Genomic DNA, 25,342 nt, shown 5'->3' with positions numbered 1-25,342 from the left:
ATAAACACAAACAGTGTTCCTACAATACAGCGTCATTGTTACGGTAGAATGTTACGCAATACTTTATATTTATAAAAGAAAATGTATGTCAGCGATGATTCGATTCTATTTTAATAAGTCTATGTTTCAACTGTTATTGAGTAGGGCCGCGAATATTCAGCGAATTAGTACCTTAGCAAGTGGTTTACTAATCGGCGCTATCAGTATGTCTGCAACTGCAGGTAGCCTTGTCAGTACAACAGAGTATCTTGATTATCAATTGCCAGAAAAAATCCAAAAGATATGCGCTGAGCGTGATAATTGCCCAGAGATTGAGGTTAAATATCTCAAGAGTAATCATAGCTGGATAGATACAGCAATCAATGCACGTATTAACAGTTTAGTCGTCAATAGCAAGCCAACAGAATCAGCACCGATTAAAACGCCAAGCACTCAAGCAGACGTGAATGCTGCGATTAATGACTTTGCGGCGTCGCAGTTTCAAGATATGCCTGAAGAGGTTTCGTGGGCTTACAGTTTGACGGTGACGCCTGTCTATTTAGGTCACGTCAATAACTTTGAGCTGTTTGAAATCAACTCTTATGTTTTTACTGGCGGTGCACACGGCATGCCATATAGTGAGTATTTGACGTTTGATCTAAGTACCGAAAAGCAAGTCACCCTCGATGATATGATTATTGCAGGCAAGAAGCCTCGTTTCGAAGCACTCGCGCATGATGCGTACCAGACATGGGTGAAAACGGTCGCTGACGATGTCAGTAGCTATGAGAAAAACTGGCCATTTATGTTGAGCGACAATGTGACGTTGACAGATACAGGCATTGACATTCGTTATCAGCACTATTCTATCGGTCCGTATGCTTATGGTATGCCCGTATTGAGCATTCCGTATAGTGAGCTTAATAAGGTGATAAAACCTTACTTTATACCAAAATAGACAGATAAATAACGACTACATTATGTTCTCTACTACAGATCGACCAGTTAATAACCATTAATAATAATTTGCTTAAAACCGTTTGAAAATTAATAGAAAAATAAGGAGTTACAGTATGACGAATAATACAGATAACATGACAGCAGCAACCAATACGTGGCAGTTGAATGCATTGACAGAGGCATTGGGCGATTTAACACTGACAGTTAGTGATAGTTTGTCTGTTGGCCGTGGCAGCGACAGTGATGTCGTGCTGGGTAGCAAACAGGTATCTCGCAATCATGCTGTGCTGAGCGTACTAGACGGTCAGCTATACGTAAAAGACTTGGATTCTTCTAACGGCACTTTTATCAACGATAGACGTATCACAGGTAACGAGTCAAATGTGCTACAAGCTAACGATACGCTTGGTTTTGCAAGTTTTGTCTTTCAGGTACAAGCATCTACCACTCCTGAAGAAAGTACAACGTTAGCACCAGCAACAGAAGAAGAGGGAATCACTGCGACAACCACTGAGACAGAAACAACCGCGGGAACTGTTGACGAGCAGAGCATGGTTAATAAGACTATCGACCAAAAACCTTTTGATGATAGACCAGTTATTGATGAGCTTGTTACTGAAGAGACTAGTATTAAAGAACAAACAAATGAGAGTCCTGTAGCAGCTAGCAACGAACCAGTCGTCAAACAAACAGGTATCGAAGAGATCCTACCTAGTTCTAATACAGAGAAAGTATCATCTGTCGATACCGACCCAACTATAGCGCCAGACACCACGATGGACAAAACAGCAGACCCAGTAACAACACCTACCACTGAGGACGTAGTTGCTGAATCAGTCTCTCCAGAGCCAGTAGTAAAAGAAACAGGTATCGAAGACGTATTATCAGCAGCAGACAGTGCAGCGCCCGCACCAATTGAAGAGACTTCGGCACAAGCAGGCGAAACATCTGAATCAACTGTACCAACAACGCCAGAGCAGTCGACAGTAACTAATGAGAGTGCCTCGTTAGTAGAGCAGGAACCAGTGGTAGAGCAGCCAGTGGCACATAAAGAGACTGTAATACGTGAGGAGCGTGCAGACCAAATGGAACATGACAAAACAACAAAAACAGAGTTACAAGAAGAAGCTGACCCTGAAGTTTTAAAAGCCAAACAAGCAGCCAGCGCACAGTTTTCAGGTACAGCCAATTTAGGACAGGATCGTGATCTTGGTACTGAAGGCAATAATGCAATGGATCAAGAAATCAGTAATCCAGCGCATACAGGACAAGTAGAGAAAAAAGCGAGTGGCGGCTGGTTTATATGGGTCTTCCTAGCGATTTTGATTATTGGTCTGGCACTATGGCTGTTTAATATGGGCGGTGTTTAAACATACCTTATCTAGATATAGCTTAGCTGTGGCAGCTACTCTATAGACTATTGAAGTAGCAGACTACCGAGGCTAACGAGTGTTGCTGAATACTTGGTTGGCCATTTTATTCAAATAGATTTTTTATAGCGTCAACATGACAACAGAATGTTGGCGCTATATTTTATTTAACAGTGTGCTGTTTTATTTTTGCTGCCATGATGCAAAGTGAGCGTTACTATGATGACCTTCCAAGAATACCAAGCTTTCAAAGATCGTGGCTTTAGTCATGCGCCCTTGATAAAAAAACGTTTGATGGATGTACAGACCCCAGTGTCTGTCTTTTCTAAAGTGCGTGATCTAAATGGCTCTGCTTATCTGTTTGAGTCTGTAGTAGGCGGTGAACGCTGGGCGCGATACTCGATGATTGGTTTGGGTAGTGATTTGATCCTACAATATGCTGATGGCAATATGACCATCAAAAAAAATGATCATATCGATACACAAGCAGTAGTAGATCCTTTTGATTATATCCGCAAGTTGATGACGCAGTATCAGATGCCGACGGCTGAAGATGTGCCCACTGTACCAAGTTTTAGTGGCGGCTTAGTGGGATACTTCGGCTATGATATGGTACGCATTATTGAGCCTAGCGTCGGAACATCTGATGCTCCTAATCCCATGTCGATGCCAGATATGTGGCTGATGCTGTCAATGAGCGTCATCGTATTCGATAATCTGGAAAACACCTTGTCGATAATAGTCTATGCTGACTGCCAGACTGAAGAAGGCTACAGTACAGCCATTCGTGAGTTAGAAAAAATCGAAGAAAAGTTGGCAGAGCCGTTGAATATGTCTGCGCCAGTCATGCCTACGCCTACATTCACATCGCAGACAGGTAAGGATAAATACTGTAGCGACGTCAACAAAATAAAAGACTATATCGTAGCAGGCGATGTCATGCAGGTGGTCCCAGCGCAGCGCTTGACTGCTGACTATACAGGTGACTCTCTAGCTGTTTATCGTGCGCTCCGCTACCTCAACCCATCGCCTTATCTGTTTTTGGTGCATGGTTATACGCTCGACGACCATAAGCGATTTGATATCATCGGTGCGTCTCCTGAAATATTATCTCGCATCGAAAATGGCAAGGTAACTGTGCGTCCGCTAGCAGGAACACGCAAGCGTGGTCAAGATGAAGCAGAGGATCTGGCACTCGAGCAGGAGCTACTTCATGACAAAAAAGAAACTGCTGAGCATTTAATGCTTATTGATCTAGGTCGTAATGATATCGGCCGCGTTTGCGAATATGGTAGTGTCAAAGTGACAGAAAAGATGTTCATTGAGCGCTACTCACAAGTGATGCATATTGCGTCCAATGTAGAAGGCACAATACAAGCTGACAAAGATGCACTAGATGTGTTCTGTGCGACTTTTCCCGCTGGTACGCTATCAGGGGCTCCTAAAATTCGAGCCATGCAAATTATTGATGAGATAGAACCTGTTCGTCGAACGGTATTTGGTGGGTCTGTAGGTTATCTGGGCTGGAATGGAAATATGGATACCGCCATTGCTATTCGTACTGCAGTAATGCGCCGCGGCGAGATACATATCCAAGCGGGAGCAGGCGTCGTCGCTGATTATGTACCAGAAGCTGAGTGGGATGAAACCAATAAAAAAGCACTAGCATTGGTAAAAGCCGTAAAAATGGCCTGCAATGGATTGCGTATTCGCTAACTATTCTCTTTTAATTTATCAAATACCAGTAAATAGGCTGCAAGATGCCAAGATAGCTGTATTTTTCTATAAAAAAAATAACAATGTAATCAATGGCTTGAATATTTATATTGAAATAATTGAAAAAAAGATAAAAAAGGACTTGCGTCATTCAAAATATTTGATAGAATAGCCACCACTTTAGAGAGAACAAGCCGACTTAGCTCAGTTGGTAGAGCAACTGACTTGTAATCAGTAGGTCGCCAGTTCGATCCCGGCAGTCGGCACCATCTCTTTTAAAGTAGCTTTTTATGAATTTGTCTTAAATGAAAGTCATTTTTGTTCAAAGCACCCTAAGGTGGGATTGGGGAGCGGTCAAACCCAACAGACTGTAAATCTGTCGCGAAAGCTTCGAAGGTTCGAATCCTTCTCCCACCACCATATTTTTTAAAAGTTTGTCACAGCGCCAAGCATGCTCTGTATTTAACAACTCTCGATTAGAGTTGATATAAACAAGAGTAAATGCGGGTGTGGTATAATGGTAACACCTTAGCCTTCCAAGCTAATGACGCGGGTTCGATTCCCGCCACCCGCTCCATATATACACCATCGCAAAGCCTAATAATCAATCATCACGACAGTCAGTTATTATTGCTGTATCGTGATATTTTTTTTAGTGCAGCTCAAAGATTTTTAATATATGCTCATATAGCTCAGCGGTAGAGCACTCCCTTGGTAAGGGAGAGGTCTCGAGTTCAATTCTCGATATGAGCTCCATTTATTATTTATCTCCTTTATGCTTGTTTTGCTATTTATATATAGCTTTGCGTCGATATCGAAAATATAAAATATTGAAACATATAAAATTAGTAAGACATGTAATGATTCAAAGGTGACACTGAGGTGTTGCCTTTTAGTGCTGTCAGCATATTAATGAATATTGGTTTTGGTGGTTTGATATCAACGCTATTAGAACTGGTAGACAAACATGCAGGCATTTATACACTATTTCTTGCATTTTGGTTTCCCACTTTTTATTGCAATTGCGTTTTTTAGAAAAGAGTGGAAAAAAGCATATCTGATTTTGCTTGCGACCATGCTGGTGGACATAGATCACCTAATAGCGAACCCAATTTTTCAGGCAAATAGATGTAGCATTAATTTCCACCCATTACATACGTATTATGCAATGTTGGTATATGTGTTTTTGCTCTTTTTCCGTAAGCCTTTTAACATTATTGGCATTGGATTGCTTTTTCATATGTTGACGGACTTTACGGATTGTTTGATGATGTCATCGAGCTAATACAATAGATTTGTACATCGAGACAGTTAAAAGGTCATAGCTGACGTTGTAATGAATCAAGCGTCCTATGACACAGAGAAAAATTGGTTTGTATTGACAGAGTTATGACTATTTAAGACAAGTCAGCGTATAATAACGGATACAAAAATTAGTTCGGAGTGCTGTTTGATTAGGAGCAGTGGTTCGTGCGGTTGATAGCTAGGTTTATGATGATTTAATTTTATTATGAGCCATTAAACAGCTTTTTATTTATCATTCACCAAAAAAAGAGGAAATACCCATGGCAAAGGCCAAGTTTGAACGTAACAAGCCACACGTCAACGTCGGAACCATCGGACACGTTGACCATGGTAAAACAACCCTTACCGCTGCAATCGCAACCGTAGCTGCAATTACCTCTGGTGGCGAAGCAAAAGACTACGCGTCTATTGACTCAGCACCAGAAGAAAAAGCACGTGGTATCACCATCAACACCTCACACGTAGAATATGACACAGACAGCCGTCACTATGCTCACGTAGATTGCCCAGGTCACGCCGATTATGTTAAAAACATGATCACAGGTGCCGCTCAGATGGACGGCGCAATCCTAGTTGTATCTGCAACTGACGGCCCTATGCCACAAACTCGTGAGCACATCCTGCTTTCACGTCAGGTTGGCGTACCGTACATCATCGTATTCATGAACAAATGTGACATGGTTGATGACGAAGAACTACTAGAACTAGTAGAAATGGAAGTTCGTGAACTATTGAACGACTATGACTTCCCAGGCGATGACACCCCAATCGTTAAAGGTTCAGCTACTGAAGCCCTAAAAGGCTCAGAAGACAAATATGGCCAACCAGCCGTAGTAGAACTACTAAACGTACTAGACACCTACATTCCAGAGCCAGAGCGTGACATCGACAAAGCATTCCTAATGCCAATCGAAGACGTATTCTCAATCTCAGGTCGTGGTACCGTAGTAACAGGCCGTGTTGAATCTGGTATCGTTAAAGTTGGTGACGAGATCGAAATCGTTGGTATCCGTGACACTCAAAAAACTACCTGTACTGGTGTAGAGATGTTCCGTAAACTGCTTGACGAAGGTCGTGCAGGCGAAAACTGTGGCGTACTACTACGTGGTACTAAGCGTGAAGACGTACAACGTGGCCAAGTACTAGCTAAGCCAGGTTCAATCACGCCTCACACCAAGTTTGACGCTGAAGTATATGTATTGTCAAAAGAAGAGGGTGGTCGTCATACACCATTCCTAAACGGCTATCGTCCACAGTTCTACTTCCGTACTACTGACGTAACTGGCGCAATCCAATTACAAGACGGTACTGAAATGGTAATGCCTGGTGATAACGTTGAGATGGGCGTAGAGCTTATCCACCCAATCGCTATGGACAAAGGTCTTCGCTTCGCTATTCGTGAAGGCGGCCGTACTGTAGGCGCTGGTGTTGTTGCTAACGTATTGAACTAATCATCAAGTCTCAGTAATGAGCTTGTGAGTTAGTCAAAAAAAAGCCACCCTAAATAGGGTGGCTTTTTTTATGATAAAGAATAAATAATGTAGCTACTTACTTATATAATCTAAGCCGAATCAAATGATAAAACTAATTAAATAACAAGCATAAAAGGGCAGTCATGTTTGCGATAGAAGCGTCACCAATTAATGTAGCAGAGTCTGAGAAAATAATTCAAGCCGTAGCCAATATCGAAGCCATCGTTCAGCCGCAAGATGCTTGGAGCTACCAGACTTTGCTTGAACTGCTTAATCAAGACAGTATTAATATGCTGATCGTGTACGCGCCAGATAAGAGTGCAAAGAGTAACGTAATTGGATACTGTTTATATCAAATGCTCTTTGAGCAAGCAGAAATTTTGCGTATTGGTACGCATCCTGATTATCAGCGACAAGGAGTTGCGACACAGACTATTGATAAGCTGCATGATGTATTGCAGAGTAATCAGGTTGAGAGTCTATTGTTAGAGGTACGCGCAGATAATCATGCGGCGATTGCGTTATATGAGTGGCAAGAATTCGTCGTGATTCATAAGCGCAAAGGCTATTATCAATCACCACATCAGCCAGCAGTTGATGCCCTCATTATGCAGCACACTTATACCGAGTAGACTGGAGGAAATTTAGTTGAGAAGGTAGAGTAACAGTACTTATGAAGACAAATACGGGATATAAAGCAGAGTTATTATAATTACTATATTTGGCGGGCTTATTGTAAAGGTATTGTCTTTTTGCAAACTTCAATATCCAGCTGATACTCACTATCTGCTTGCATCTGAACAAGAATGTCGATGCGCTCGCTCAGTAGCTCTACCATCATACTCATATTTGCTTGTTGTTTTTTGACTTGTTCTAGCTTTTGCTGCGTTAGCAGAAGCTGTAAATCAATATCCAGTTGACCATCGTAATAATCGTTTAAGCTATTTTTGATCTCGGTGAGCGTGAAGCCAATAGCTTGTGCACTCTTAATCAACTCAATACGTTCGATGCATTCAGGATGAAACTCCGTATACAACCGTGACCCTGCCTGACGTTTACGTGATTTTAGCAGACCTAACTGCTCATAATGACGTACCGTGTCTTTGGTGGTATTGGCCTTCGCTGCCAGCTCTCCGATCAACAAAAATGAGATATCAAGCGCCATAAAAACCTCGTTGTTACTTAGCTATTGTCATTATCATAATATGCGTTGCCAAGGCTCTGTAGTATCAAGTCGCGTCACTGCTAATGGTTTATGCGAGCTGTCATCCCACTGAACAAAACGATGACTTATCAGGCTATCTAACTGAGCCAGGAAATCAGTACGCGGCAGGGTGGTAGCGCCCAAGCTCATGAGGTGATCATTTGGCAATTGGCAATCGACGAGTGCCACGTGACTTTGTTCGCATAAACGCATCAAACCCCAGAAGGCTATCTTTGAGGCATTGGACGCAAGATGGAACATAGACTCGCCAAAATAAATATTACCTATTTTTAGTCCGTAAAGTCCGCCAATCAGCTGACCTTTTCCATCCCAGACCTCAATACTGTGGGCGAAGCCTTGAGCATGTAACTTGGTATAGGCCTCAATCATCTCATCATGAATCCAAGTATGCTCGCCTTCAGGCAAGTCATTATTAAGACCATCGCTTCGCGGTAGACTACAGGCGTGTATGACCTCATCAAAAGCTTGATTGAGTGTCAACTGCCAACGCGCGCGGCTTGCTTGCTTACGTAGCGACTTACTCGGTTGATAATCAGATGGTGCTATCACACAGCGTGGCTCAGGACACCACCAAGCAATAGGTTCGTCTTCATTGAACCATGGGAACAGTCCTTGTGCGTAAGCAGATATCAATGTCTCAGATGCCAGATCGCCGCCCATCGCGACAATGCCAATCCCATCAGGATCGACAGAGATAGGATTAGGAAAGTCATAACGCCCAAGACTTTTTAGAGTCTCAGGCGTGATGTATTGAGTGGTATCATCGTGCTGCGTGAAGTTATCCATTTAGTCTTCTTGATCAGCAGTTAGGGTTGATGCGTACGTATGGTCTTTTGCCGTTGCTTCACCGATAGCATCTAAGTACTTTTCAGCATCAAGTGCTGCCATACAACCTGTACCAGCAGAGGTAATAGCCTGACGATAAACATGGTCAGCGACGTCGCCAGCTGCAAATACACCCTCAATGCTAGTTTGTGTAGCGTTACCATTGAGACCACTATTGACAGTCAGATAGCCATCTTTCATGTCCAGTTGACCGGTGAATAGGTCAGTATTAGGCTTGTGACCGATCGCGACAAACATACCCATTGCGTCTAGCTGTTTGGTGCTACCGTCAATCATTGATTCGATAACGACACCATTGACGCCCATATCATCACCAACCACTTCTTTTACCTGATGGTTCCACTCGATTTTGACATTGCCGTTTTTGGCTTTTTCAAACAGCTTGTCTTGTAGGATTTTTTCAGAACGTAAGCTATCACGGCGATGCACTAAGGTCACTTCAGAAGCAATGTTAGACAAATATAAGGCTTCTTCGACGGCGGTATTACCACCACCAATCACAGCGACTTTTTGGTCCTTGTAGAAAAAACCATCACAAGTAGCACAAGCAGATACACCAAGGCCTTTAAATTTGGTTTCTGACTCTAGCCCCAAATACTGTGCAGAAGCGCCTGTTGAGATAATCAACGCATCGCAAGTATAGTCGCCGTTGTTACCTGACAGCTGAAAAGGACGCTCGTTTAGGTTGACTTCATTGATATGATCATAAACCAATTCTGTACCAAAGCGCTCAGCATGCGCCTTCATGCGCTCCATTAGCGCTGGACCTGTCAAATCATGTGCATCGCCTGGCCAGTTATCGACTTCGGTAGTGGTCGTTAATTGACCGCCTACTTCCATACCTGTAACCATAACTGGTTTAAGGTTGGCACGTGCCGCATATACTGCAGCAGAGTAACCTGCAGGACCTGAGCCTAAAATAATGAGTTTTTCGTGACGTGGAGCAGTATTGTCAGTTGCCATGAGGTGTTCCTTTCTAAAAATACGAATGAATAATGATAGTTATAAATATAGTAAAAAAATCAAAAATTATGACTAATATGGTTTTTCTAATTGCTGTGTGATAATAACATAAGGGCATAGGTCGAAAAGTGCAAGTTTGCTAAAACAAACACAGCTATCATTAGAATCAAAGCATAATAACCTTGAAATACTAGCGCTAGAAACAGCTGGTATTTTATAGCGTTTGTACAAAACTGCTAGCAGCATTCTGTTAGCAATAATCTATTGGTGGACGGTTTTTTTGCACAAATAGCGTCTCGATTTACGTTCCTACACGCTTTATTTATAAGACTGTCGCCACTGTACCTATGTATTTGTTATTATAAGGAGTTATGCCGAGTGCGGTAGGGTTTGGGTGACAATGACAGTTATGCGTTCTTATGATGCTAGCGTCTTATGATAAATGCCTCCCTACCAAAAACACTCTGCGAGGTACATCTATGTCAGCACTTTATGTCAGCATGATTAGGCTTAGTCATGCGTTGGCGACCATTTAGTATTAACAACAAGGCAGATTTTACGTGATATCAGCACCGCATATTGAGTATTTAAAAAAGGGAATGTTTACCCTCCTTGGGTTAATACTGGCCGTATATCTGTTTGTCATTCTAATGACTTACACAGGCAATGATCCTAGCTGGTCGCATATCAGTAGTGACATGACAACCATCAATAACATGGGTGGTCAGACGGGTGCTTGGTTATCTGACTTGCTCTACAGCTTTTTTGGGTTTGGTGCCTGGTGGTTTTTAGCATTTGTCGTTTATGAGTCGATTCTTATTTGGTGGGACAATAAACCCACGTTTTGGCTCATGCGACTGGTCGCTTACGTGTTTTTGTTGCTGACTGCTAGTGCGTTATTTGCACAATTGGTCGCCCTGATTCAACAAGTGACTAACCCTGCATCGATGGGATTTGAAGGTGTGGCTGGTGGTATTATCGGTCTTGAGTTACAAGAGCGCTTGGCACAGCTACTATCACAGTGGGGTAGTGCGGCTTTCTTGGCGGTATTTGTCGTGATTACGGCTACCTTCGCTTTCAATATTCATTGGCTCGCAATATATCAGAGAATTACGGCATTATCGTGGCTTGGCTCGGGCGTAAAGAACAAAGAGGATGTAGACGTTACTCAGCCAATCAGTGCGCCACAAGACGATAGCCACAGCGTAGATGATCAGGTTGAGCAGCAAGTAGAGCATGAACAACTGCCACTTGAGCTGCAATCAGCTGATCATACTGATAGTATTAATGAGGCAGATAACAGTAGCCGGTTCAGTAATGTGTTGTCAGATTTCTTGTCGACATCAGGGTTAGCAGACAGCGTCAAAGCCTCTATAGCGACCGCAAAAGAAGCTACTACGTCAAGCGATGAAAAAAGTGCGCCACTATACACAGCGCCAGCGACTGCCAGTGCTATGGCTGATAGCACAGCGGACCATATCGCACCATCAACAATGTCAGCTCCTACCGCGATACCTGCTCGAAAAGTTGAGCCAAGTTTTGCATGGAACGATGCTAATACGGTTGATGACTTGCTCGCGAGTGAGCATATGGTTTATGGTGCCAGCAGTATAGAGAGCTCTGCTGCGCCTGTCCCCAACTATACTCAGACAGACACGACTATAGAGGTACCTCAAGAGGAGTGGACGTCAAACTCTGAGACGATGCCAGTTGCGCAAACAGTTGCGACCGAACCTGCTAAATATAACCAAGAGCTCGATGGTCAGCCACAAGCTAATGCGCCTGAAACAACTCAAGCAAGTGATACGAGTCAAAGCGTCGATCAGTTAGCAGAAGCATGGTTGGCTGAGCATGGTGACCTATCTAAACCTGCCACAAACGTTGCAATGCAAGACTCTCAGAGTATTCAAGATACTGCTATAACGGAACAGGCTCGAGTTAAGCAAGCCGTCATTGAGCAACCTGAAGTTGAACAGGCTAAAGTTCAGGACATAATCGAAAAGCCTGCAATTGAACAACCTGTCGCTAAACAAGCGGTGCAAGAACAAACGGTAGAGCCCATACCACAGGTAACCGCTAGCTCTACAAATAAGTTGTCTCCCAAACCACCTGCTGGGCCAGCAGAACAGCCGTATGATGAGGCATCACTATCTGTATCTGAAGAGCCGATTGCTGCCGCAGCAATGGACGTCGCACCAACCGTGCCAGATATTTCAGACATCTCAGATATGACACCAACCAATACACCACCTGCAAACCCGAAGGCAGCACCAACAGTAGAAGCAGTCAGTCCAGTCGCAGACACACAGCCAACAACCGCAGCAAAACCATCTGTTAGTTTTGCTGTACCTGAGGGTGATAGCAGCAACCATATCACGGATATGATGCCAGAAGATGACAGTGCTGAAGATGCGAGTGCCCCAGTCATGCCGCACATTAGCGATGATGCAGCATTCAGTCAAAAATCACGCTCGATGCAAACGGCGGCCTATCGCAGCAGCCTCACGCCCATTCCAGAGGTCTCTATACTGGATAAGCCCGATCCTGACCGTAAGCCTAGCTATACCGTCGCCGAGCTTGAACAGTTATCTGAATTGTTAGAGATTAAGCTACAGGAGTTCAATGTAAAAGCGTCTGTCGTCAACGCTATCCCAGGGCCTGTTGTGACTCGTTTTGAAGTAGAGCTGGCCGCTGGCGTCAAAGCGAGTAAGGTAACGGGTATCTCGCGTGACTTGGCGCGTTCACTATCTATGGCGTCACTACGTGTGGTCGAAGTAATACCGGGCAAGCCATATATCGGTATCGAAGTACCCAATAAAAAACGTGAGATGGTACGCTTAATTGAGTTGTTAAATACGGATACCTTCAAAGACCCCAAAGCACAAATCAGTATGGCAATGGGAAAAGATATCGGTGGCAACCCTATTATCACTGATCTTGCGCGCGCGCCGCATATGCTGGTTGCTGGTACGACAGGCTCTGGTAAGTCAGTACTGGTCAACTCGATGCTGCTCTCTATACTACTCAAATATACGCCCAACGAGCTGCGCCTGATCTTGATTGATCCAAAGCAGCTTGAGCTTGCCAACTATAATGACATTCCGCATCTATTAACGCCGGTAGTCACTGATATGACAGAGGCGGCCAGTAGCTTGTCGTGGTGTGTGGCAGAGATGGAGCGCCGCTATCAATTAATGAGCCTACTCAAAGTGCGTAAGCTCAATGAGTTTAATAAAAAGGTCATGGCAGCAGAACAATCAGGCAATCCTATGCTCGACCCACTATGGCGACCGAACGATAGCGTCAGTATCAGTCAAGCACCAAAGCTCAAAACCTTACCGATGATTGTTATTGTCGCCGATGAGTTTGCTGATATGATCATGCAGGTTGGTAAACAAGCCGAAGAGCTCATCACGCGCTTGGCACAAAAATCACGGGCAGCAGGCATCCATCTGATGCTAGCCACACAGCGTCCATCCGTCGATGTTATTACTGGTTTGATCAAAGCAAACATTCCCGTGCGTGCGGCACTACGAGTCAACTCAAAAGTCGACTCACGTACGATCCTAGATAGTGGCGGCGCTGAAGATATGCTGGGCAACGGTGATATGTTGTTCTTGGGACCTGGGCAGATTGAGCCAGATCGCGTGCATGGTGCTTATGTGAGTGACGAAGAGGTCAACCGTGTCTGTGATGCGTGGCGTGAGCGCGGTGCGCCTGACTATATCGACAATATGGCGGGGAACTTTGAGTTGTCTAGTCCGGGTAGTGGTGGTAGTGCCAATGCTTCTGGTGAAGACGATGACTTATACAATGATGCGGTTGCCTTTATCATGGAAACACGCAAGGTCTCAGCCTCTAGTATCCAGCGTAAGTTTAGTATCGGCTACAACCGTGCGGCGCGTATTGTTGACTCTATGGAAGAAGCGGGGTTGGTCAGCTCTATGGGCAAAAGTGGTAAGCGTGAACTATTGATGTAGCGATAGGTTTAAGTTGATAACGAAAAAGCGAGTCACGAAAGTGGCTCGTTTTTTTTGCTTTAAATTAAGATAGATATGTATTTACCCTTCCAGCTATTTATTAAATCGATATACTTTAGATTAAAATAAGCATTTAGTTTTACTTATTAGAAGTGTTGTATGATGTAGTGTGTAAGTATTAAGATATCCATATTTCAACGATATACTGGAAAGCAAAAGGGATTTATGCTTCATTTTGATTTAATGGCATGCTATTTAGGTCTTTTCTTAGGTGGGCTTCTACTATTTCTGATGGTTTTAGGCTTTATCCTTGATATTGTGTTTCTATTTTTTCCTAGAGTTAGATGTACAGTTGAAAGCTATAGTATCTATCCTATATTTCCTCAAGAGTCAGAAAAAGATATACAACTATATAACCTGAAAATCAATTATAAATATAGTTACAAAGGTATTGTACAAAAGTCTAGTAGACTGAATCATTACAATTCTTTCGAAAGAAGCACTCCTACAGAAGTCGAAAATGCTTTGAAATGTTACTTTGTTAAAAGTAAAGAAATCTATGCTTATGTTTGTCCATTTATAAATAATTATGCTGTTTTATTCCCATTGAAGTTCCATTTAGTAAAAAATGGAGCTCTCTTTATCTCATGTTTGCTAGCATTTTTGACATTTGGTTATTTTATAAGGTTTTGGTAGAAAATTAATCTCTAGTGGTAAATATATACCAGTTTTAAAAAGCAATCATTCCAAAATTTACGACAGTTACTCTCCAAGGAAGGTCAGTTATGTTTAAAGAATACACTCAGTATGATGCCATAGGACTAGCGGCATTGGTCAATGCAGGTGAGGTCAGTGCAAAGGAGCTGTTGGACGCCGCGGTCTATCAAGCCAATCAAGTGAACCCTAAGCTCAATGCCATCGTACATCGATTTGATGAGCGCGCTTACGATGCTGCGCAGGCAGGACTGCCATCTGGTGTGTTTACAGGTGTACCTTATCTGCTCAAGGACCTATCGTTTAGTTTCGCTGATGAGCCCATTACGATGGGTAGCCGTAGTGTCAATATCATTTCAGAAAAAGACAGCGAAATCGTCAAACGAATGAAGTCGACAGGCGTCAACACCTTCGGTAAGACCAATACGCCAGAGTTTGGTTTAATTATCACCACCGAGCCAAAAGCGCATGGCGCCACTCACAATCCGTTTAAAAAAGGCTATAGCTCTGGTGGCTCATCAGGCGGTAGTGCAGCAGCAGTCGCGAGCGGTGTCGTACCGATGGCAGGCGGCGGTGATGGTGGTGGCTCGATACGGTTTCCCTCTGCATGGTGCGGTACATTTGGACTAAAACCCAGCCGCGGACGCAACCCAATGGGCCCTAACCTTGGTGAAGGCTGGGACGGTGCAGTTGCCGATCATGTAATCACGCGCTCGGTACGTGATAGTGCCGCGATGCTCGATGCCACGAGTGGTGCAGAGATTGGGGCGCCGTATGTCATTGCGCCGCCAGATGGGACTTTTTTGCAAGCGGCCATGCGTGCGCCCAGACCACTCAAAATTGCGTTGCAGCAGCAGCCATTGATCGCCAATACCGTAGTGGACAAAGAAGTCCTTGCTGTACTAGAGCAAACTGCCAAGCAATTAGAGTCCATGGGTCATCAGATCGTCCACGCTGAGCCAAATATCAATATCGAGCAATTTTGGCACGACTTTATCGTAGTGGTGTGCGCACATACTGCCTTTACGATTGATAATATCGAGCGGGAGTTTGGGTCTGAACATATCAAAAACCTAGAGCCACAAACCTATAATATGGCGCTGCTTGGACGCTCGTTATCGGCAGTAGATTTGGTCCATGCCAAGCACGGCTGGCATCACAGTCAATATCAAACGGGTCTGTTATTAGACACCTACGATATGATTTTGTCCCCGACAGTGCCGACACCTGCTGTCAAACATGGTGTGCTGCCACCCAGCCGTATGGATGAGATGATGATGCGCAGTGCTGGAGTACTCAATAAAGGGTTTGATATGGGTAGATACGCCTTTAAGTCAGGCATGATCGAAAAGCTGAGCGCCCCTGTATTAGGAAAAATGGGCTTTACGCTATTGGGCAACATTACAGGGTTGCCAGCTATGTCAATGCCTGTCGGTATGAGCAAGAAAGGCTTGCCGATTGGCATGCAGCTCATCGGCCGTATGAATGACGAGGCGACCTTATTGAGCTTAGCAGGCGAGATAGAGCGCGCAGGCTTATTTACTAAGCCTGCTTTTGAGAAGTAGGTTTATGGGCTTTGATTAGACAGGCAGGCGCTAATAATAAGTAGGCGCTAATAAATAGGAGTTAGTCAAAGCGATAGATATCCATGCCTAAGCTATGATGTGCCATACTCTGATGAACGACAGAGACGCGCTGACCGGCACCTAACCCAAAAAACAGCGGCAGTAAATGCTCATCGCTTGGGTGAATATCTTTGTAATCAGGATATTGCTGCCAATCGAGTGCAGTAGGTATATCTATCTTGAGCTGCTGGAGCAACCACTGCTTAAAGGCTTTGGCGGCTTGATCGATGCTATCGGCTTCCCAGCGCAGCGCTTGCAGGTTGTGAGTGATATTACCTGAACCAATGACAAGTATCTGCTCGTCACGTAGGTGCGCAAGCTGCGCCCCCAATTGATAGCAGGCGATACTGTCATAATGCTGCGGCAAGGATACTTGGACGATAGGTACATCTGCCTCTGGGTACAGATGTCTCAGCGGCGCCCACACCCCATGGTCACAAGCGCGCATTGGGTTGACGCTACAGGTGATACCACGAGCAGTGAGCTGCTGAGCAAGTGTCTCAGCTAGCGCTGGTTGACCTGATGCAGGATACTGCAGCTCGTACAGTTCAGGCGAAAAGCCCGAGAAATCATGCCATGTCTTTGGCTGCGGGTTACTGCTAATCTCAAGCTTTGCTGATTGCCAATGTGCCGACATAATGACGATGGCACGTGGCTTCGGTAGGTTTTGTCCGATACGTGCCAGTGCGCTGGTCGTGGCAGATTGCTCAATTGCAAGTGTGGGTGCCCCATGCGAGATAAACAGTGCCGGTAGTTTGGCGGCATTAGACATTACCGCAGACGCACTGTCCCATGCCGCAGCAGAGGTAATAGGCGTCGGTGCACTATCGTGATAATGATCACGCTGTTGCGTAATTTGAGAGGCGTTGGAGGTCGCGCGTTTTGGATATTTCATGTAGCATTTATTAGGGCGCGCGCTGGTTTTTCAATCCGTTGTCTGATGGATATTTTAGAGTAAGATCGCTGTTATGGCTTTTATCTAATTACCACGGTGATAAGGATGGTTGTTATTGATACTCATCGCGCGGTATAGCTGCTCCATGAGGACAACACGAACTAGAGGATGCGGTAATGTCAGCGCCGACAAAGACCATTTTACATCTGCCTTTGCCAGTACTTCTGGTGATACCCCATCTGCACCGCCAATGACCAAGGCAATATCATTGCCCTGCTGCATGGCACCTGAGAGTTTATCTGCCAGTCCCTCGGTCGATAGCATTTTACCTTTGACATCGAGTACCCATAGCTGCTCACGGCTTGCAGCATTGTGAGCGGCCAATATCGCTTGACCTTCTTGCTCACGGTACTGTGCTAGATTGGCATCTGATGGGTTCTTTGCCCGTTTTGCAGCAGCAATCTCTACAATCTCTGTGCTTAGCATCGGCTGAATACGCTTAAAGTATTCATCAAACCCTGTTTGTACCCAGTTTGGCATTTTATTACCAACGCTCAAAATTCTTACTTTCATAATACCTACCAACTTAATTATCAATAACTATCAAAATCATCACGAAAACTACTGTGTATACGACAACACGATATCTACTACGTTATCTTCAAAAACTCACATCAAAGGTTTGAGCGTTTCTGATACGCTACGATCTTTACTTTGGCTATCATCGTTCTCATCAGATGGTTTTGGTTTTGGAATCACGCTGAGCTTGGCATCGGACTCAAAGACAACGGCTTCAATGTCGTCAAAATTGTTTATACCTTCGTCGCGCATCGCACATTCGATTTCTTGGCGAGTTAAACGCTCCGCGCGCATCGCCTCTGGCAAAAACTGTCCTTGATAAAACACAATCCGTGGATCGGACAAAATCACACTGCTAAATTGCGGTGAGATAGAAGCGTACTTTGTCACCAAGAACTGTAAGAGGTACAGTACTAAAATAGAGGACACCCCTTCGATGAATGGAATGTTTTTTAGCAAGATAGTACTCGCGCCCAACGAGCCAATCATGACCGTGACGATCCAATCGAAGTTATTGAGCTGTGACGTCGATCGCTTACCTGAGGCTTTGGTGACCAGTACGATTAGCACATAGACCATGACCGTTGTCAGAACAATGCGACCAAGCTTATCTATGTTATCAAAAAAGACCATTTCCATGATGTTTGCTCCTCTTATCAGATAAAACACATAACCATTAAAATCTTACTCGTTAAAGTTAGCCTAACGGATTTTACGTATGAGTAGGGGAAAACTTTGTAGTACCTTGTAGACAGTTGGCTGTGCTTAGGTGTTCTTATGTATAGGGTTCAAAAAATGATTGATCACCCAGATGCTAAGGCGCGCGCTGACCAAAGTGAATACAAACATCATAACTAAGGAAGAGAGTAGTGGTAGCGGACGTGCCATCGCCATCTCAAACAATACCTCACGGCTGACCATATCAAACAACCAAAACCATATTGCCAAAAAATAAATAGCTGTCAATAACCAGACAATAGCGACGCCGCCAAACATGAGGGTATTGATTTCGCCTTTAGCCAAGGCTCGCTGATGATGCTTGATAAATTTGCTCACAGCAATATAGGCGCCGACAATAATAGAGACCACCATCACCAGTTGTGAGTTGAGCGCAAACTGAGTCTGGATCATCATAAATATCGTACTGGCAAGCGTATAGCCAATCGCAAAAAAACCGACATATTGCGCCAGTTTAGGCTGAGTGGTTGCAAGCGCTGGCGACTTATTGAGCGTGGTTGTCTGGCGTGACATAAGCTTACCTTTATAAAATAAAATAGTAGAGATATAGGGATAATACACACAGCAAAGCATCATAGCGCCTGCGTCAAAACACTCAATACGATGAGTGCCTACTTGAGAGCTTGGGATTTACAAAAAACACTATTAGAGTCAGCGCTGAGCGGTCCAGTCAAGCAGCGCATCGAGTACGGGTCTGGCGGTATAAGGGTTGAGCGCTTGCTCGGTATTGATGATACCAACGACCACATAGTCTTGACCTGACACTCCCTTGACATAACCTGCCATCGAGGTGACATTATTTAGTGTGCCTGTCTTTATCCATGCTCGGCCAATCGCTGCCGACTCAGGTAAGCGCTCGCTATGAGCCGCAATCGTGCCACTGACTCCTGCGATACCTAACGAGTCAACGTAAGCGGCAAAGCTTGGGTGACCATAAGCATACGTCAACAGCTCAGTAAGATTAGCGGCTGTAATGGTACAGCTACGGCACAGTCCTGAACCATTGGTTAGGTAAGGGGACGGTGTGCTCAGATTGGCTTGCCACCAGTGATCAATGGTTTGTAAGGCTAATGAGTAGTCGATCGCATGAGGTTTGCCAAACTGATATAAGCTATCGATCTTTTGAGAATTACCCTGTGCACTTGTTTTTTTGTTGCTTATTAATGTGCTGTTTGAATCAGTGATAAGAGCATCAACAGGCATGGACGGCATTTTTTTTGATTTATCGTACGCCCCTATAGATAGCGCGACTTGCTCAGCCATGACATTGTTTGAGAAGTGGTTGATATCATGGATTTGCTGCGTCAGATTCAAAGAGGGGAAGCTGACTATCGGTAGAGGGGACATCGCAATAGCTGTGAGACTAGATGCCGCTTTTTGGTTTTTTTTATTATGGTAAGGCGTTTCTTGCGAGATGACTTTTCCGCTTAAGGTATTACCTAGTGCTTGCCATTTTGCCGCGACGACATAGGCGGCAAACTCTTTAGCATTAGGGTACGCGACATAAAATACATGCTCACCGCAACGCTCTGGCAGACTGGCATGAAGTGTGAGCTGCTCTGCTTGCCACTGCGGCGCCAGACTATAGCTTGCCTGTCCACAGGAAGCGTCGCGGGTGTTTATCTTATCTGGTAGATTATAGTTTGCCAGTCGCGGTTTATAAACTAGGCTGGCTTGACCATTATCTAAAGGGTAGGTTTTGATACCGATAGTGCTGAAATTCACCAAAAACCCATCGGGGCTTGCGTTATAAGGGCGCAACGGCGAGTTATCAAAGGCAGCGGGATCTTCGCTTACGTTCTTAAATATGGCGCTATCGACAATGATATCGCCATCGATGTGGCGAATACCTGAGGCTTGTACTTTATAAAGCAGTTGTTTCAACCGCTCGTGAGTCATCTTTGGGTCACCGCTACCCTGAATGATCAAATCACCATACAGGCGATCGCCGATGACGATACCAGTGTGGTAGACCCGTGTGTACCAGACAAAATCCGCTCCTAATGTATCTAAAGCGATAAAACTGGGAACGAGTTTCATAGTGCTGGCAGGAGTACGTGAGATGTTCGACTGATGGTTCAGCAAAGGTGAAAAAGAAATCTTTATTGAGGTGCTTTCATTGTTAACAGTGCGACCAGCATCAACAGCGCTATTCGTATCATGCGTCAGCTTAGGTGTGTCGTCCGGCAATACGGTTGGGACGCTCTCTACACTCTGATAAGTATAAGGGTCATCAGTATAGGCATGTATTTTTTGCTCGTGTTGTTCAATAGTGCGCTGCTCTATCATAATCAGTGCGCTCTGCTGGTCAGGACGACTTGCGATATGGCTGGAGTTACTCTTGCCAATAGTCATATCAGGAGCCGTATCTTGAGCTGCTGCCGACTGAGCCAATAGGCTATTAGAATCATTGCTATCGACCACCTGAATAGGAGAGGGCAGATGACTGGTATTCTTGTCACCCACGGGTGTGATGACAATACTGATATCAGAATCTGTGAGATCCGCCCGCGATAAGGCCGATTGAATAGCATCTGGCAGTGCGGCGTACGCGTGAACTGGCGTCACTAGGGCTACTGACAATAGTGCCAACACAGAGAGGTGTTTAGTCGATTGATTGAACGACAGCATACGATTACAACCCCTGATACATGCTTTGATTTTAGGCGTGATAGATGGATGATTATTTCGCTTGGGTGTGTCGCATTGATCAGGGTATCGCATGAGCAGGTTTCATCAGGTGGTAAAACCGTCTATGGTAACATGAGTTACTGTTTTCGCCCATGCTGTCACAAGCTTAATTTTATCCTCAATGGCAGATGTTAGCGCACATGTAGAAATGCCATTGCCGTCATGATCGCATCGTTATAAGCGTCGTGAGCGCCAAGCTCAGGAATATCATAATGCGCTAGGATACGGGTTAGGTCTTGAGCATGACCAAGAAGGTTTTGGGCCTGACCACTCACACGCCGACTGTGTAAATGGCGCAAGTCGATAACGTCGTTCGGTAGTGCCGTGCCCATGTAACGTTTGACCAACGGATTCAAAAACGCCAGGTCTAGCTGTGTGCAAAATCCGACAATCGGTCGATTGCCTATAAAGGGTAGCAATAATGCCAACATATCTTCATAGCTCATTCCATGCTCGACATCGGCAGTACGCAGACCATGAATGACAATGGTGTCGCGATCTGGCATCACAGGAGGCCTGCATACCACATGCATACCATCACCTGTGTTGATCGTATTACCATTGATATGTATTGCCGCTACAGATAGCAAATGGTGCTTTTTGGGGTTTATTCCGGTCATTTCACAGTCAATCGCTACCCATTGCTCAGCCAAAGGTGTGGTGAACATGGTTTCTAGCTCTAGGCGCTGTAGCTGCGTCTTTTGCCAAGCGCGAGATAACTGCTGTAGCCAGCTCATATTGATTGCTCATCCATTTATGCTATTTCTAGCTGATAGTGTTGACGCAGCTGATTTTTAAAGCTTTTTACGACTGCCAGACACTCTTTAAATAGATCACGTTCAAGGGCAGTTAGCGTCATCGGATTGACCTGCCGTGCGTGTTTGTCATCGGTTGACAGAGCCACCGACAAACGCTGCGCCATAAAGAACTCTAAAGCCTCTAGTAATGTACTGGCGCGCTCTTGGCTCAAAACATCAGCCTGTACCAAGGCTTTTAAGCGGTCTTTGCTACTAGGGACATCGAGCACATCGTATTCTATTGCCAAGGCACGGATACCGTGAACCAGTGGAAAGATACCTGCTTTTTTTAGATCAATATCTGCTGATACTGATTTACCGCCTATCAAAGGGACAAACTTTTGCCACCACTGATTGACATCACCAAACTGCAGTGCCGCACGTGCAAACTGACGTACAAACATTGGATCGGCTTGTCTATGAGCAAGTTTTAAATGCTGACGCACCTGTGTGAGCAGGGTCTCATCACCGCAGACGTATTCTCCATCTAGTATGGCAGACAAGTAAATAGCATGCATCGGGTCAGTGTTTCTAAACCATAAGCCAATTTGTGCGGTAAACGGTTTGAGGGGTTGCCGCCACATGGGGTTAGTCATCATGATATTGCCATCGCACAGCGGATAACCGAGTGTTGCTAAGTGGGTATTGAACGTCTCGGCAAACTGCGCCAAATCAGGATGCGTATAGTCATCACGAATGATGAGTGCATTGTCTTGATCGGTACGCATGATTTGCTCACCGCGACCTTCTGAACCCATGACGATGAGGCAAGTGTTGCGTATGACCTCATCAGGTACGATCAGTTGCCACAGCTTGGTAAATACTTGTGCATTTAAGGTCTGCACCATACGGCTGATATTACCGATTTTTACGCCGTTTTGATGCTGAGCACGAATATAGCGCCCGATGAGTTCGACTGCCGTATCTAGGCTCGATAGATCGGTTGCTTGCTCGATTTGAATGCTGATGAGCTGTGAATGATGGCCAATATGAGCCAGCATATCGCTTTGCCCCAGTACACCAATAACACTACCATTACTATCAATTACTGGCAGTCTATGAATGCGGTAACGGGTCATGGTGAGTAGTGCGTCACCAATTTCGTCAGTGGCTTTGATGGTACGTAGTTTAAAATTAGTATAGCGCTGGCAAAGGGTTTTGGCGGGATCTTGTCTGTCACTGATAGCACGGCAAATATCGGTATCAGTGAGAATGCCTAGCACGAGCGGCATTTCGTCTTCTGTTCCTGATATATTTTCTATATGTTCAAGCGGTCGTACCAGCACGTGCTTTAGCCCAGCTTGGGTCATGATACGCGCAGCGTCATATAAGCTGCTATTGGCATCGACGATATGTACGGGTAATAGATGAACCTCTCTCACCGGTTGTAGCATAATTTGCTGTACTTCTTGTTGATTGGTATAGCTGGCAGGATCTTGTGCTTTATGGTTGCTACGGCGCTGCTGCAAGGCTTTTAGTCGTTCTGGTAATTTGTCTGATAGCATTTGTCGTACCAGATGATTTTGTGCGCTGATCTTATCGACGGTGGTGCCATTAACTTGTAGCAGTAAGGTCTCTTCGTTGGCTCGAAATTGATACAATTGTATAGGCGTGTCTGTAGTTTTTTGTAGGCTACTTTCGATGAGCGACTCGGGCAAACGCCGGCTATCAAACCAATCGTTGTTGTTCGGATCATCAGAATGATTACTCCCTAGATAGGAGGCAACAAACTCACCACCCAGTGATTGCTCAATCTGCCCTTTAATGACCACATACAGATATTGCATCTCTTCTACCAACAAGGCTTCATTTTTGGTAAGGTAGCGGATTTGGGTATTTTTTCTGATACTTTGACGCTCAGCTAGGCTCAGTACATCAAAGGGTGGCTGGGTAAAATCAAGATGGGGCATGGCATCATCCTTGATGGCATATTCTGCAATAGAGCTTTTACTATAGCACTATTACTGCAAAACCCTTAATGCAAAAAGCCTCTAACAACCCTATTCATATTAAGGTTGTTAGAGACTGTTGTACTATCTAAAAGTCCAGCTTTCTAAGTAGCTGTCTATGCTCCTAGTAATTTGCGAATACGGTGTATCGCTTCGCGGCTCTCCTCGACACTAGCAACGAGCGCAACACGCACAAACCCTTGTCCAGGATTGTTACCATCGACCTCGCGCGATAGATAGCGTCCTGCCAACGCATGAATATTAGCCTGTTCATATAGGGCTTTGACAAACACTTCATCGTCACCACCGAACTGCTCAGGTACTTTTATCCAAAAATAAAAGCCAGCATCTGGCATCCGTAGCTCTAGTAGCTGACCCAGCTCAGACATCCATAGCGCAAACTTTTCTTGATACAGGGCGCGGTTGTGTGCCACATGCTTCTCGTCTTGCCATGCTGCAATAGAGGCGAGCTGATGCGGTATCGGCATTGCACAGCCTTGATAGGTACGATACTGCAAATACGCCTGCAAGATCTTGGCATCACCTGCCACGAAGCCAGAGCGTAGACCAGGTAAATTTGAGCGCTTAGATAAAGAATGAAAGACAACGCAGTTTTTGAAGTCACGTCGACCGAGCGCTGCGCAAGCCTGCAATAGTCCGATAGGAGCGGTGTCAAAATACAGCTCGCTATAGCATTCATCACTAGCAATGATAAAACCGTATTGATCCGATAGGCGAATAAGGTACTCCCAATCCTCCATAGTCATAACCGAGCCGGTTGGGTTATTCGGACTACAAACAAATAGAAGCTGCGTATGTGCCCATACCTCTTGTGGTACAGCGCGATAGTCACCTTTAAAATCATTGTCCAATGTACAGGGGACAAAGTAAGGTGTCGCTTGTGCCAGTATGGCTGCGCCCTCGTATATTTGATAGAACGGGTTGGGCATGACAACGGTCGGTGACATTGCAGGTTCACCTGTATCTTGATCGACAACGGCCTGTACAAAGCTAAATATCGCTTCACGAGTCCCCATTACAGGCAGTACTTGAGTATTGGCATCGACATGATTAAGAAAAAACCGCTTCTCTAACCAATGTGCAATCGTCTGACGCAACTCAAACATACCGTTCGTGGTCGGATAACGACTTATTTTGTCCAGGTTTTCTCTTAGTACGTCCAGCACAAACGCAGGCGGCTTATGTTTTGGCTCGCCAATACCCAGTTTGATTTCACTGTAACCGTTAGCGGGCTTGCTATCAGCCAACAACGTTGCCATCTTTGCAAATGGATAAGGGTGCAGATTCTCTAAGTTGTGATTCATATGTTTGGTAACTATAATAGACAATTAATAATAAAGTTATAAAGAAAGTTTACATAAGAGCAGTGTAGCACTTCTCTTATTTTTTGTCTTTTTTGTTCTTATACCGCGCGTGCGAATTCATGATGTCTGATGCTTAGGGCTGCTTCTATGACAGCCTATATTACAATACCCAATCCATCAAATCGCTTTACGGTTAATATCTTATAACAATAT

The 25,342-nt window shown here is 44.7% G+C and carries 19 protein-coding genes and 4 tRNA genes; 12 read left to right on the top strand and 11 right to left on the bottom strand.

Annotated elements, in window-relative coordinates:
• Window positions 1-205: 205 nt before the first annotated feature.
• The 10 genes from NJD71_RS09800 to rimI all read left to right on the top strand — a co-directional run bounded on the left by NJD71_RS09800 (window position 206) and on the right by rimI (window position 7,434).
• Complete coding sequence (locus NJD71_RS09800; protein ID WP_319051784.1) at window positions 206-937, top strand: RsiV family protein; 732 nt, start codon at window positions 206-208, stop codon at window positions 935-937.
• Between the two features lie 115 nt (window positions 938-1,052).
• On the top strand, window positions 1,053-2,309 hold the full coding sequence (locus tag NJD71_RS09795; protein WP_319051782.1) for an FHA domain-containing protein: 1,257 nt from the start codon (window positions 1,053-1,055) through the stop codon (window positions 2,307-2,309).
• A 219-nt stretch (window positions 2,310-2,528) separates the two neighbouring features.
• On the top strand, window positions 2,529-4,025 hold the full coding sequence (gene trpE / locus NJD71_RS09790; protein WP_319051781.1) for an anthranilate synthase component I: 1,497 nt from the start codon (window positions 2,529-2,531) through the stop codon (window positions 4,023-4,025).
• A gap of 193 nt (window positions 4,026-4,218) precedes the next feature.
• Window positions 4,219-4,294, top strand: a tRNA-Thr gene (locus tag NJD71_RS09785).
• 67 nt (window positions 4,295-4,361) lie between these two features.
• Window positions 4,362-4,445 (top strand) — tRNA-Tyr (locus NJD71_RS09780).
• An 83-nt stretch (window positions 4,446-4,528) separates the two neighbouring features.
• A tRNA-Gly gene (locus tag NJD71_RS09775) sits at window positions 4,529-4,602 on the top strand.
• A gap of 104 nt (window positions 4,603-4,706) precedes the next feature.
• Window positions 4,707-4,781 (top strand) — tRNA-Thr (locus NJD71_RS09770).
• Between the two features lie 211 nt (window positions 4,782-4,992).
• Window positions 4,993-5,310, top strand: a complete 318-nt coding sequence (locus NJD71_RS09765) for a DUF6122 family protein (protein ID WP_319051780.1) — start codon at window positions 4,993-4,995, stop codon at window positions 5,308-5,310.
• Between the two features lie 280 nt (window positions 5,311-5,590).
• Window positions 5,591-6,781, top strand: a complete 1,191-nt coding sequence (gene tuf, locus NJD71_RS09760) for an elongation factor Tu (RefSeq protein ID WP_319050997.1) — start codon at window positions 5,591-5,593, stop codon at window positions 6,779-6,781.
• 164 nt (window positions 6,782-6,945) lie between these two features.
• A complete protein-coding gene (gene rimI / locus NJD71_RS09755) occupies window positions 6,946-7,434 on the top strand; it encodes a ribosomal protein S18-alanine N-acetyltransferase (protein ID WP_319051779.1) in 489 nt (162 codons plus the stop codon).
• Window positions 7,435-7,532: 98 nt separating this feature from the next.
• On the opposite strand, the gene NJD71_RS09750 is transcribed toward rimI, so the two are convergent.
• From NJD71_RS09750 to trxB, 3 genes are read right to left on the bottom strand one after another with little or no spacing between them, the layout of a single operon-like run.
• Window positions 7,533-7,967, bottom strand: coding sequence for a MerR family transcriptional regulator (locus NJD71_RS09750; protein ID WP_319051777.1), 435 nt, complete (start codon window positions 7,965-7,967; stop codon window positions 7,533-7,535).
• 33 nt (window positions 7,968-8,000) lie between these two features.
• Window positions 8,001-8,813 carry a leucyl/phenylalanyl-tRNA--protein transferase gene (gene aat, locus NJD71_RS09745; RefSeq protein ID WP_319051776.1) on the bottom strand — a complete coding sequence of 271 codons (813 nt, stop codon included), beginning with the start codon at window positions 8,811-8,813 and terminating at the stop codon, window positions 8,001-8,003.
• Window positions 8,814-9,836, bottom strand: coding sequence for a thioredoxin-disulfide reductase (gene trxB / locus NJD71_RS09740; RefSeq protein ID WP_319051775.1), 1,023 nt, complete (start codon window positions 9,834-9,836; stop codon window positions 8,814-8,816).
• Window positions 9,837-10,435: 599 nt separating this feature from the next.
• On the opposite strand from trxB, the gene NJD71_RS09735 reads away from it, so the two are divergent.
• Window positions 10,436-13,816: a DNA translocase FtsK gene (locus NJD71_RS09735; protein ID WP_319051774.1), complete on the top strand. Its 3,381-nt coding sequence runs from the start codon at window positions 10,436-10,438 to the stop codon at window positions 13,814-13,816.
• 785 nt (window positions 13,817-14,601) lie between these two features.
• Window positions 14,602-16,095 carry an amidase gene (locus tag NJD71_RS09730; protein WP_319051773.1) on the top strand — a complete coding sequence of 498 codons (1,494 nt, stop codon included), beginning with the start codon at window positions 14,602-14,604 and terminating at the stop codon, window positions 16,093-16,095.
• 61 nt (window positions 16,096-16,156) lie between these two features.
• Here the strand turns inward: NJD71_RS09730 and NJD71_RS09725 are convergent, their stop codons facing one another.
• The 8 genes from NJD71_RS09725 to dapC all read right to left on the bottom strand — a co-directional run bounded on the left by NJD71_RS09725 (window position 16,157) and on the right by dapC (window position 25,129).
• Entirely contained in the window at window positions 16,157-16,927 is a 771-nt protein-coding gene (locus NJD71_RS09725; protein ID WP_442967670.1) for a DODA-type extradiol aromatic ring-opening family dioxygenase, read from the bottom strand.
• Between the two features lie 207 nt (window positions 16,928-17,134).
• On the bottom strand, window positions 17,135-17,623 hold the full coding sequence (rlmH, locus tag NJD71_RS09720; protein WP_319051771.1) for a 23S rRNA (pseudouridine(1915)-N(3))-methyltransferase RlmH: 489 nt from the start codon (window positions 17,621-17,623) through the stop codon (window positions 17,135-17,137).
• A 96-nt stretch (window positions 17,624-17,719) separates the two neighbouring features.
• Window positions 17,720-18,268 carry a DUF421 domain-containing protein gene (locus NJD71_RS09715; RefSeq protein WP_319051770.1) on the bottom strand — a complete coding sequence of 183 codons (549 nt, stop codon included), beginning with the start codon at window positions 18,266-18,268 and terminating at the stop codon, window positions 17,720-17,722.
• A 126-nt stretch (window positions 18,269-18,394) separates the two neighbouring features.
• On the bottom strand, window positions 18,395-18,880 hold the full coding sequence (locus tag NJD71_RS09710; protein ID WP_319051769.1) for an ABZJ_00895 family protein: 486 nt from the start codon (window positions 18,878-18,880) through the stop codon (window positions 18,395-18,397).
• Between the two features lie 138 nt (window positions 18,881-19,018).
• On the bottom strand, window positions 19,019-21,091 hold the full coding sequence (locus NJD71_RS09705; RefSeq protein ID WP_319051768.1) for a D-alanyl-D-alanine carboxypeptidase/D-alanyl-D-alanine-endopeptidase: 2,073 nt from the start codon (window positions 21,089-21,091) through the stop codon (window positions 19,019-19,021).
• 98 nt (window positions 21,092-21,189) lie between these two features.
• Window positions 21,190-21,795, bottom strand: a complete 606-nt coding sequence (locus tag NJD71_RS09700; protein ID WP_319051767.1) for a 3'-5' exonuclease — start codon at window positions 21,793-21,795, stop codon at window positions 21,190-21,192.
• 17 nt (window positions 21,796-21,812) lie between these two features.
• Window positions 21,813-23,765, bottom strand: coding sequence for a DUF294 nucleotidyltransferase-like domain-containing protein (locus tag NJD71_RS09695; protein ID WP_319051766.1), 1,953 nt, complete (start codon window positions 23,763-23,765; stop codon window positions 21,813-21,815).
• 155 nt (window positions 23,766-23,920) lie between these two features.
• Window positions 23,921-25,129 (bottom strand): succinyldiaminopimelate transaminase, encoded by a 1,209-nt coding sequence (dapC, locus tag NJD71_RS09690; RefSeq protein WP_319051765.1) that lies wholly within the window; start codon window positions 25,127-25,129, stop codon window positions 23,921-23,923.
• Window positions 25,130-25,342 lie beyond the last annotated feature (213 nt).

It is taken from the genome of Psychrobacter sp. PP-21, assembly GCF_033790785.1.
Classification (GTDB): domain Bacteria; phylum Pseudomonadota; class Gammaproteobacteria; order Pseudomonadales; family Moraxellaceae; genus Psychrobacter.
This window is presented reverse-complemented; position numbering and strand designations above follow the sequence as displayed.

Bases quoted from the DNA above. Each gene is read 5' to 3' on its own strand.
- NJD71_RS09795 (WP_319051782.1), top strand. From the start codon at position 1,053: ATGACGAATAATACAGATAACATGACAGCAGCAACCAATACGTGGCAG.
- NJD71_RS09800 (WP_319051784.1), top strand. From the start codon at position 206: ATGTCTGCAACTGCAGGTAGCCTTGTCAGTACAACAGAGTATCTTGAT.
- trxB (WP_319051775.1), bottom strand. From the start codon at position 9,836: ATGGCAACTGACAATACTGCTCCACGTCACGAAAAACTCATTATTTTA.
- NJD71_RS09750 (WP_319051777.1), bottom strand. From the start codon at position 7,967: ATGGCGCTTGATATCTCATTTTTGTTGATCGGAGAGCTGGCAGCGAAG.
- NJD71_RS09700 (WP_319051767.1), bottom strand. From the start codon at position 21,795: ATGAGCTGGCTACAGCAGTTATCTCGCGCTTGGCAAAAGACGCAGCTA.
- aat (WP_319051776.1), bottom strand. From the start codon at position 8,813: ATGGATAACTTCACGCAGCACGATGATACCACTCAATACATCACGCCT.
- rlmH (WP_319051771.1), bottom strand. From the start codon at position 17,623: ATGAAAGTAAGAATTTTGAGCGTTGGTAATAAAATGCCAAACTGGGTA.
- NJD71_RS09705 (WP_319051768.1), bottom strand. From the start codon at position 21,091: ATGCGATACCCTGATCAATGCGACACACCCAAGCGAAATAATCATCCA.
- rimI (WP_319051779.1), top strand. From the start codon at position 6,946: ATGTTTGCGATAGAAGCGTCACCAATTAATGTAGCAGAGTCTGAGAAA.
- NJD71_RS09765 (WP_319051780.1), top strand. From the start codon at position 4,993: ATGCAGGCATTTATACACTATTTCTTGCATTTTGGTTTCCCACTTTTT.
- NJD71_RS09695 (WP_319051766.1), bottom strand. From the start codon at position 23,765: ATGCCCCATCTTGATTTTACCCAGCCACCCTTTGATGTACTGAGCCTA.
- NJD71_RS09710 (WP_319051769.1), bottom strand. From the start codon at position 18,880: ATGTCACGCCAGACAACCACGCTCAATAAGTCGCCAGCGCTTGCAACC.
- tuf (WP_319050997.1), top strand. From the start codon at position 5,591: ATGGCAAAGGCCAAGTTTGAACGTAACAAGCCACACGTCAACGTCGGA.
- trpE (WP_319051781.1), top strand. From the start codon at position 2,529: ATGATGACCTTCCAAGAATACCAAGCTTTCAAAGATCGTGGCTTTAGT.
- dapC (WP_319051765.1), bottom strand. From the start codon at position 25,129: ATGAATCACAACTTAGAGAATCTGCACCCTTATCCATTTGCAAAGATG.
- NJD71_RS09725 (WP_442967670.1), bottom strand. From the start codon at position 16,927: ATGTCTAATGCCGCCAAACTACCGGCACTGTTTATCTCGCATGGGGCA.
- NJD71_RS09730 (WP_319051773.1), top strand. From the start codon at position 14,602: ATGTTTAAAGAATACACTCAGTATGATGCCATAGGACTAGCGGCATTG.
- NJD71_RS09735 (WP_319051774.1), top strand. From the start codon at position 10,436: ATGTTTACCCTCCTTGGGTTAATACTGGCCGTATATCTGTTTGTCATT.
- NJD71_RS09715 (WP_319051770.1), bottom strand. From the start codon at position 18,268: ATGGAAATGGTCTTTTTTGATAACATAGATAAGCTTGGTCGCATTGTT.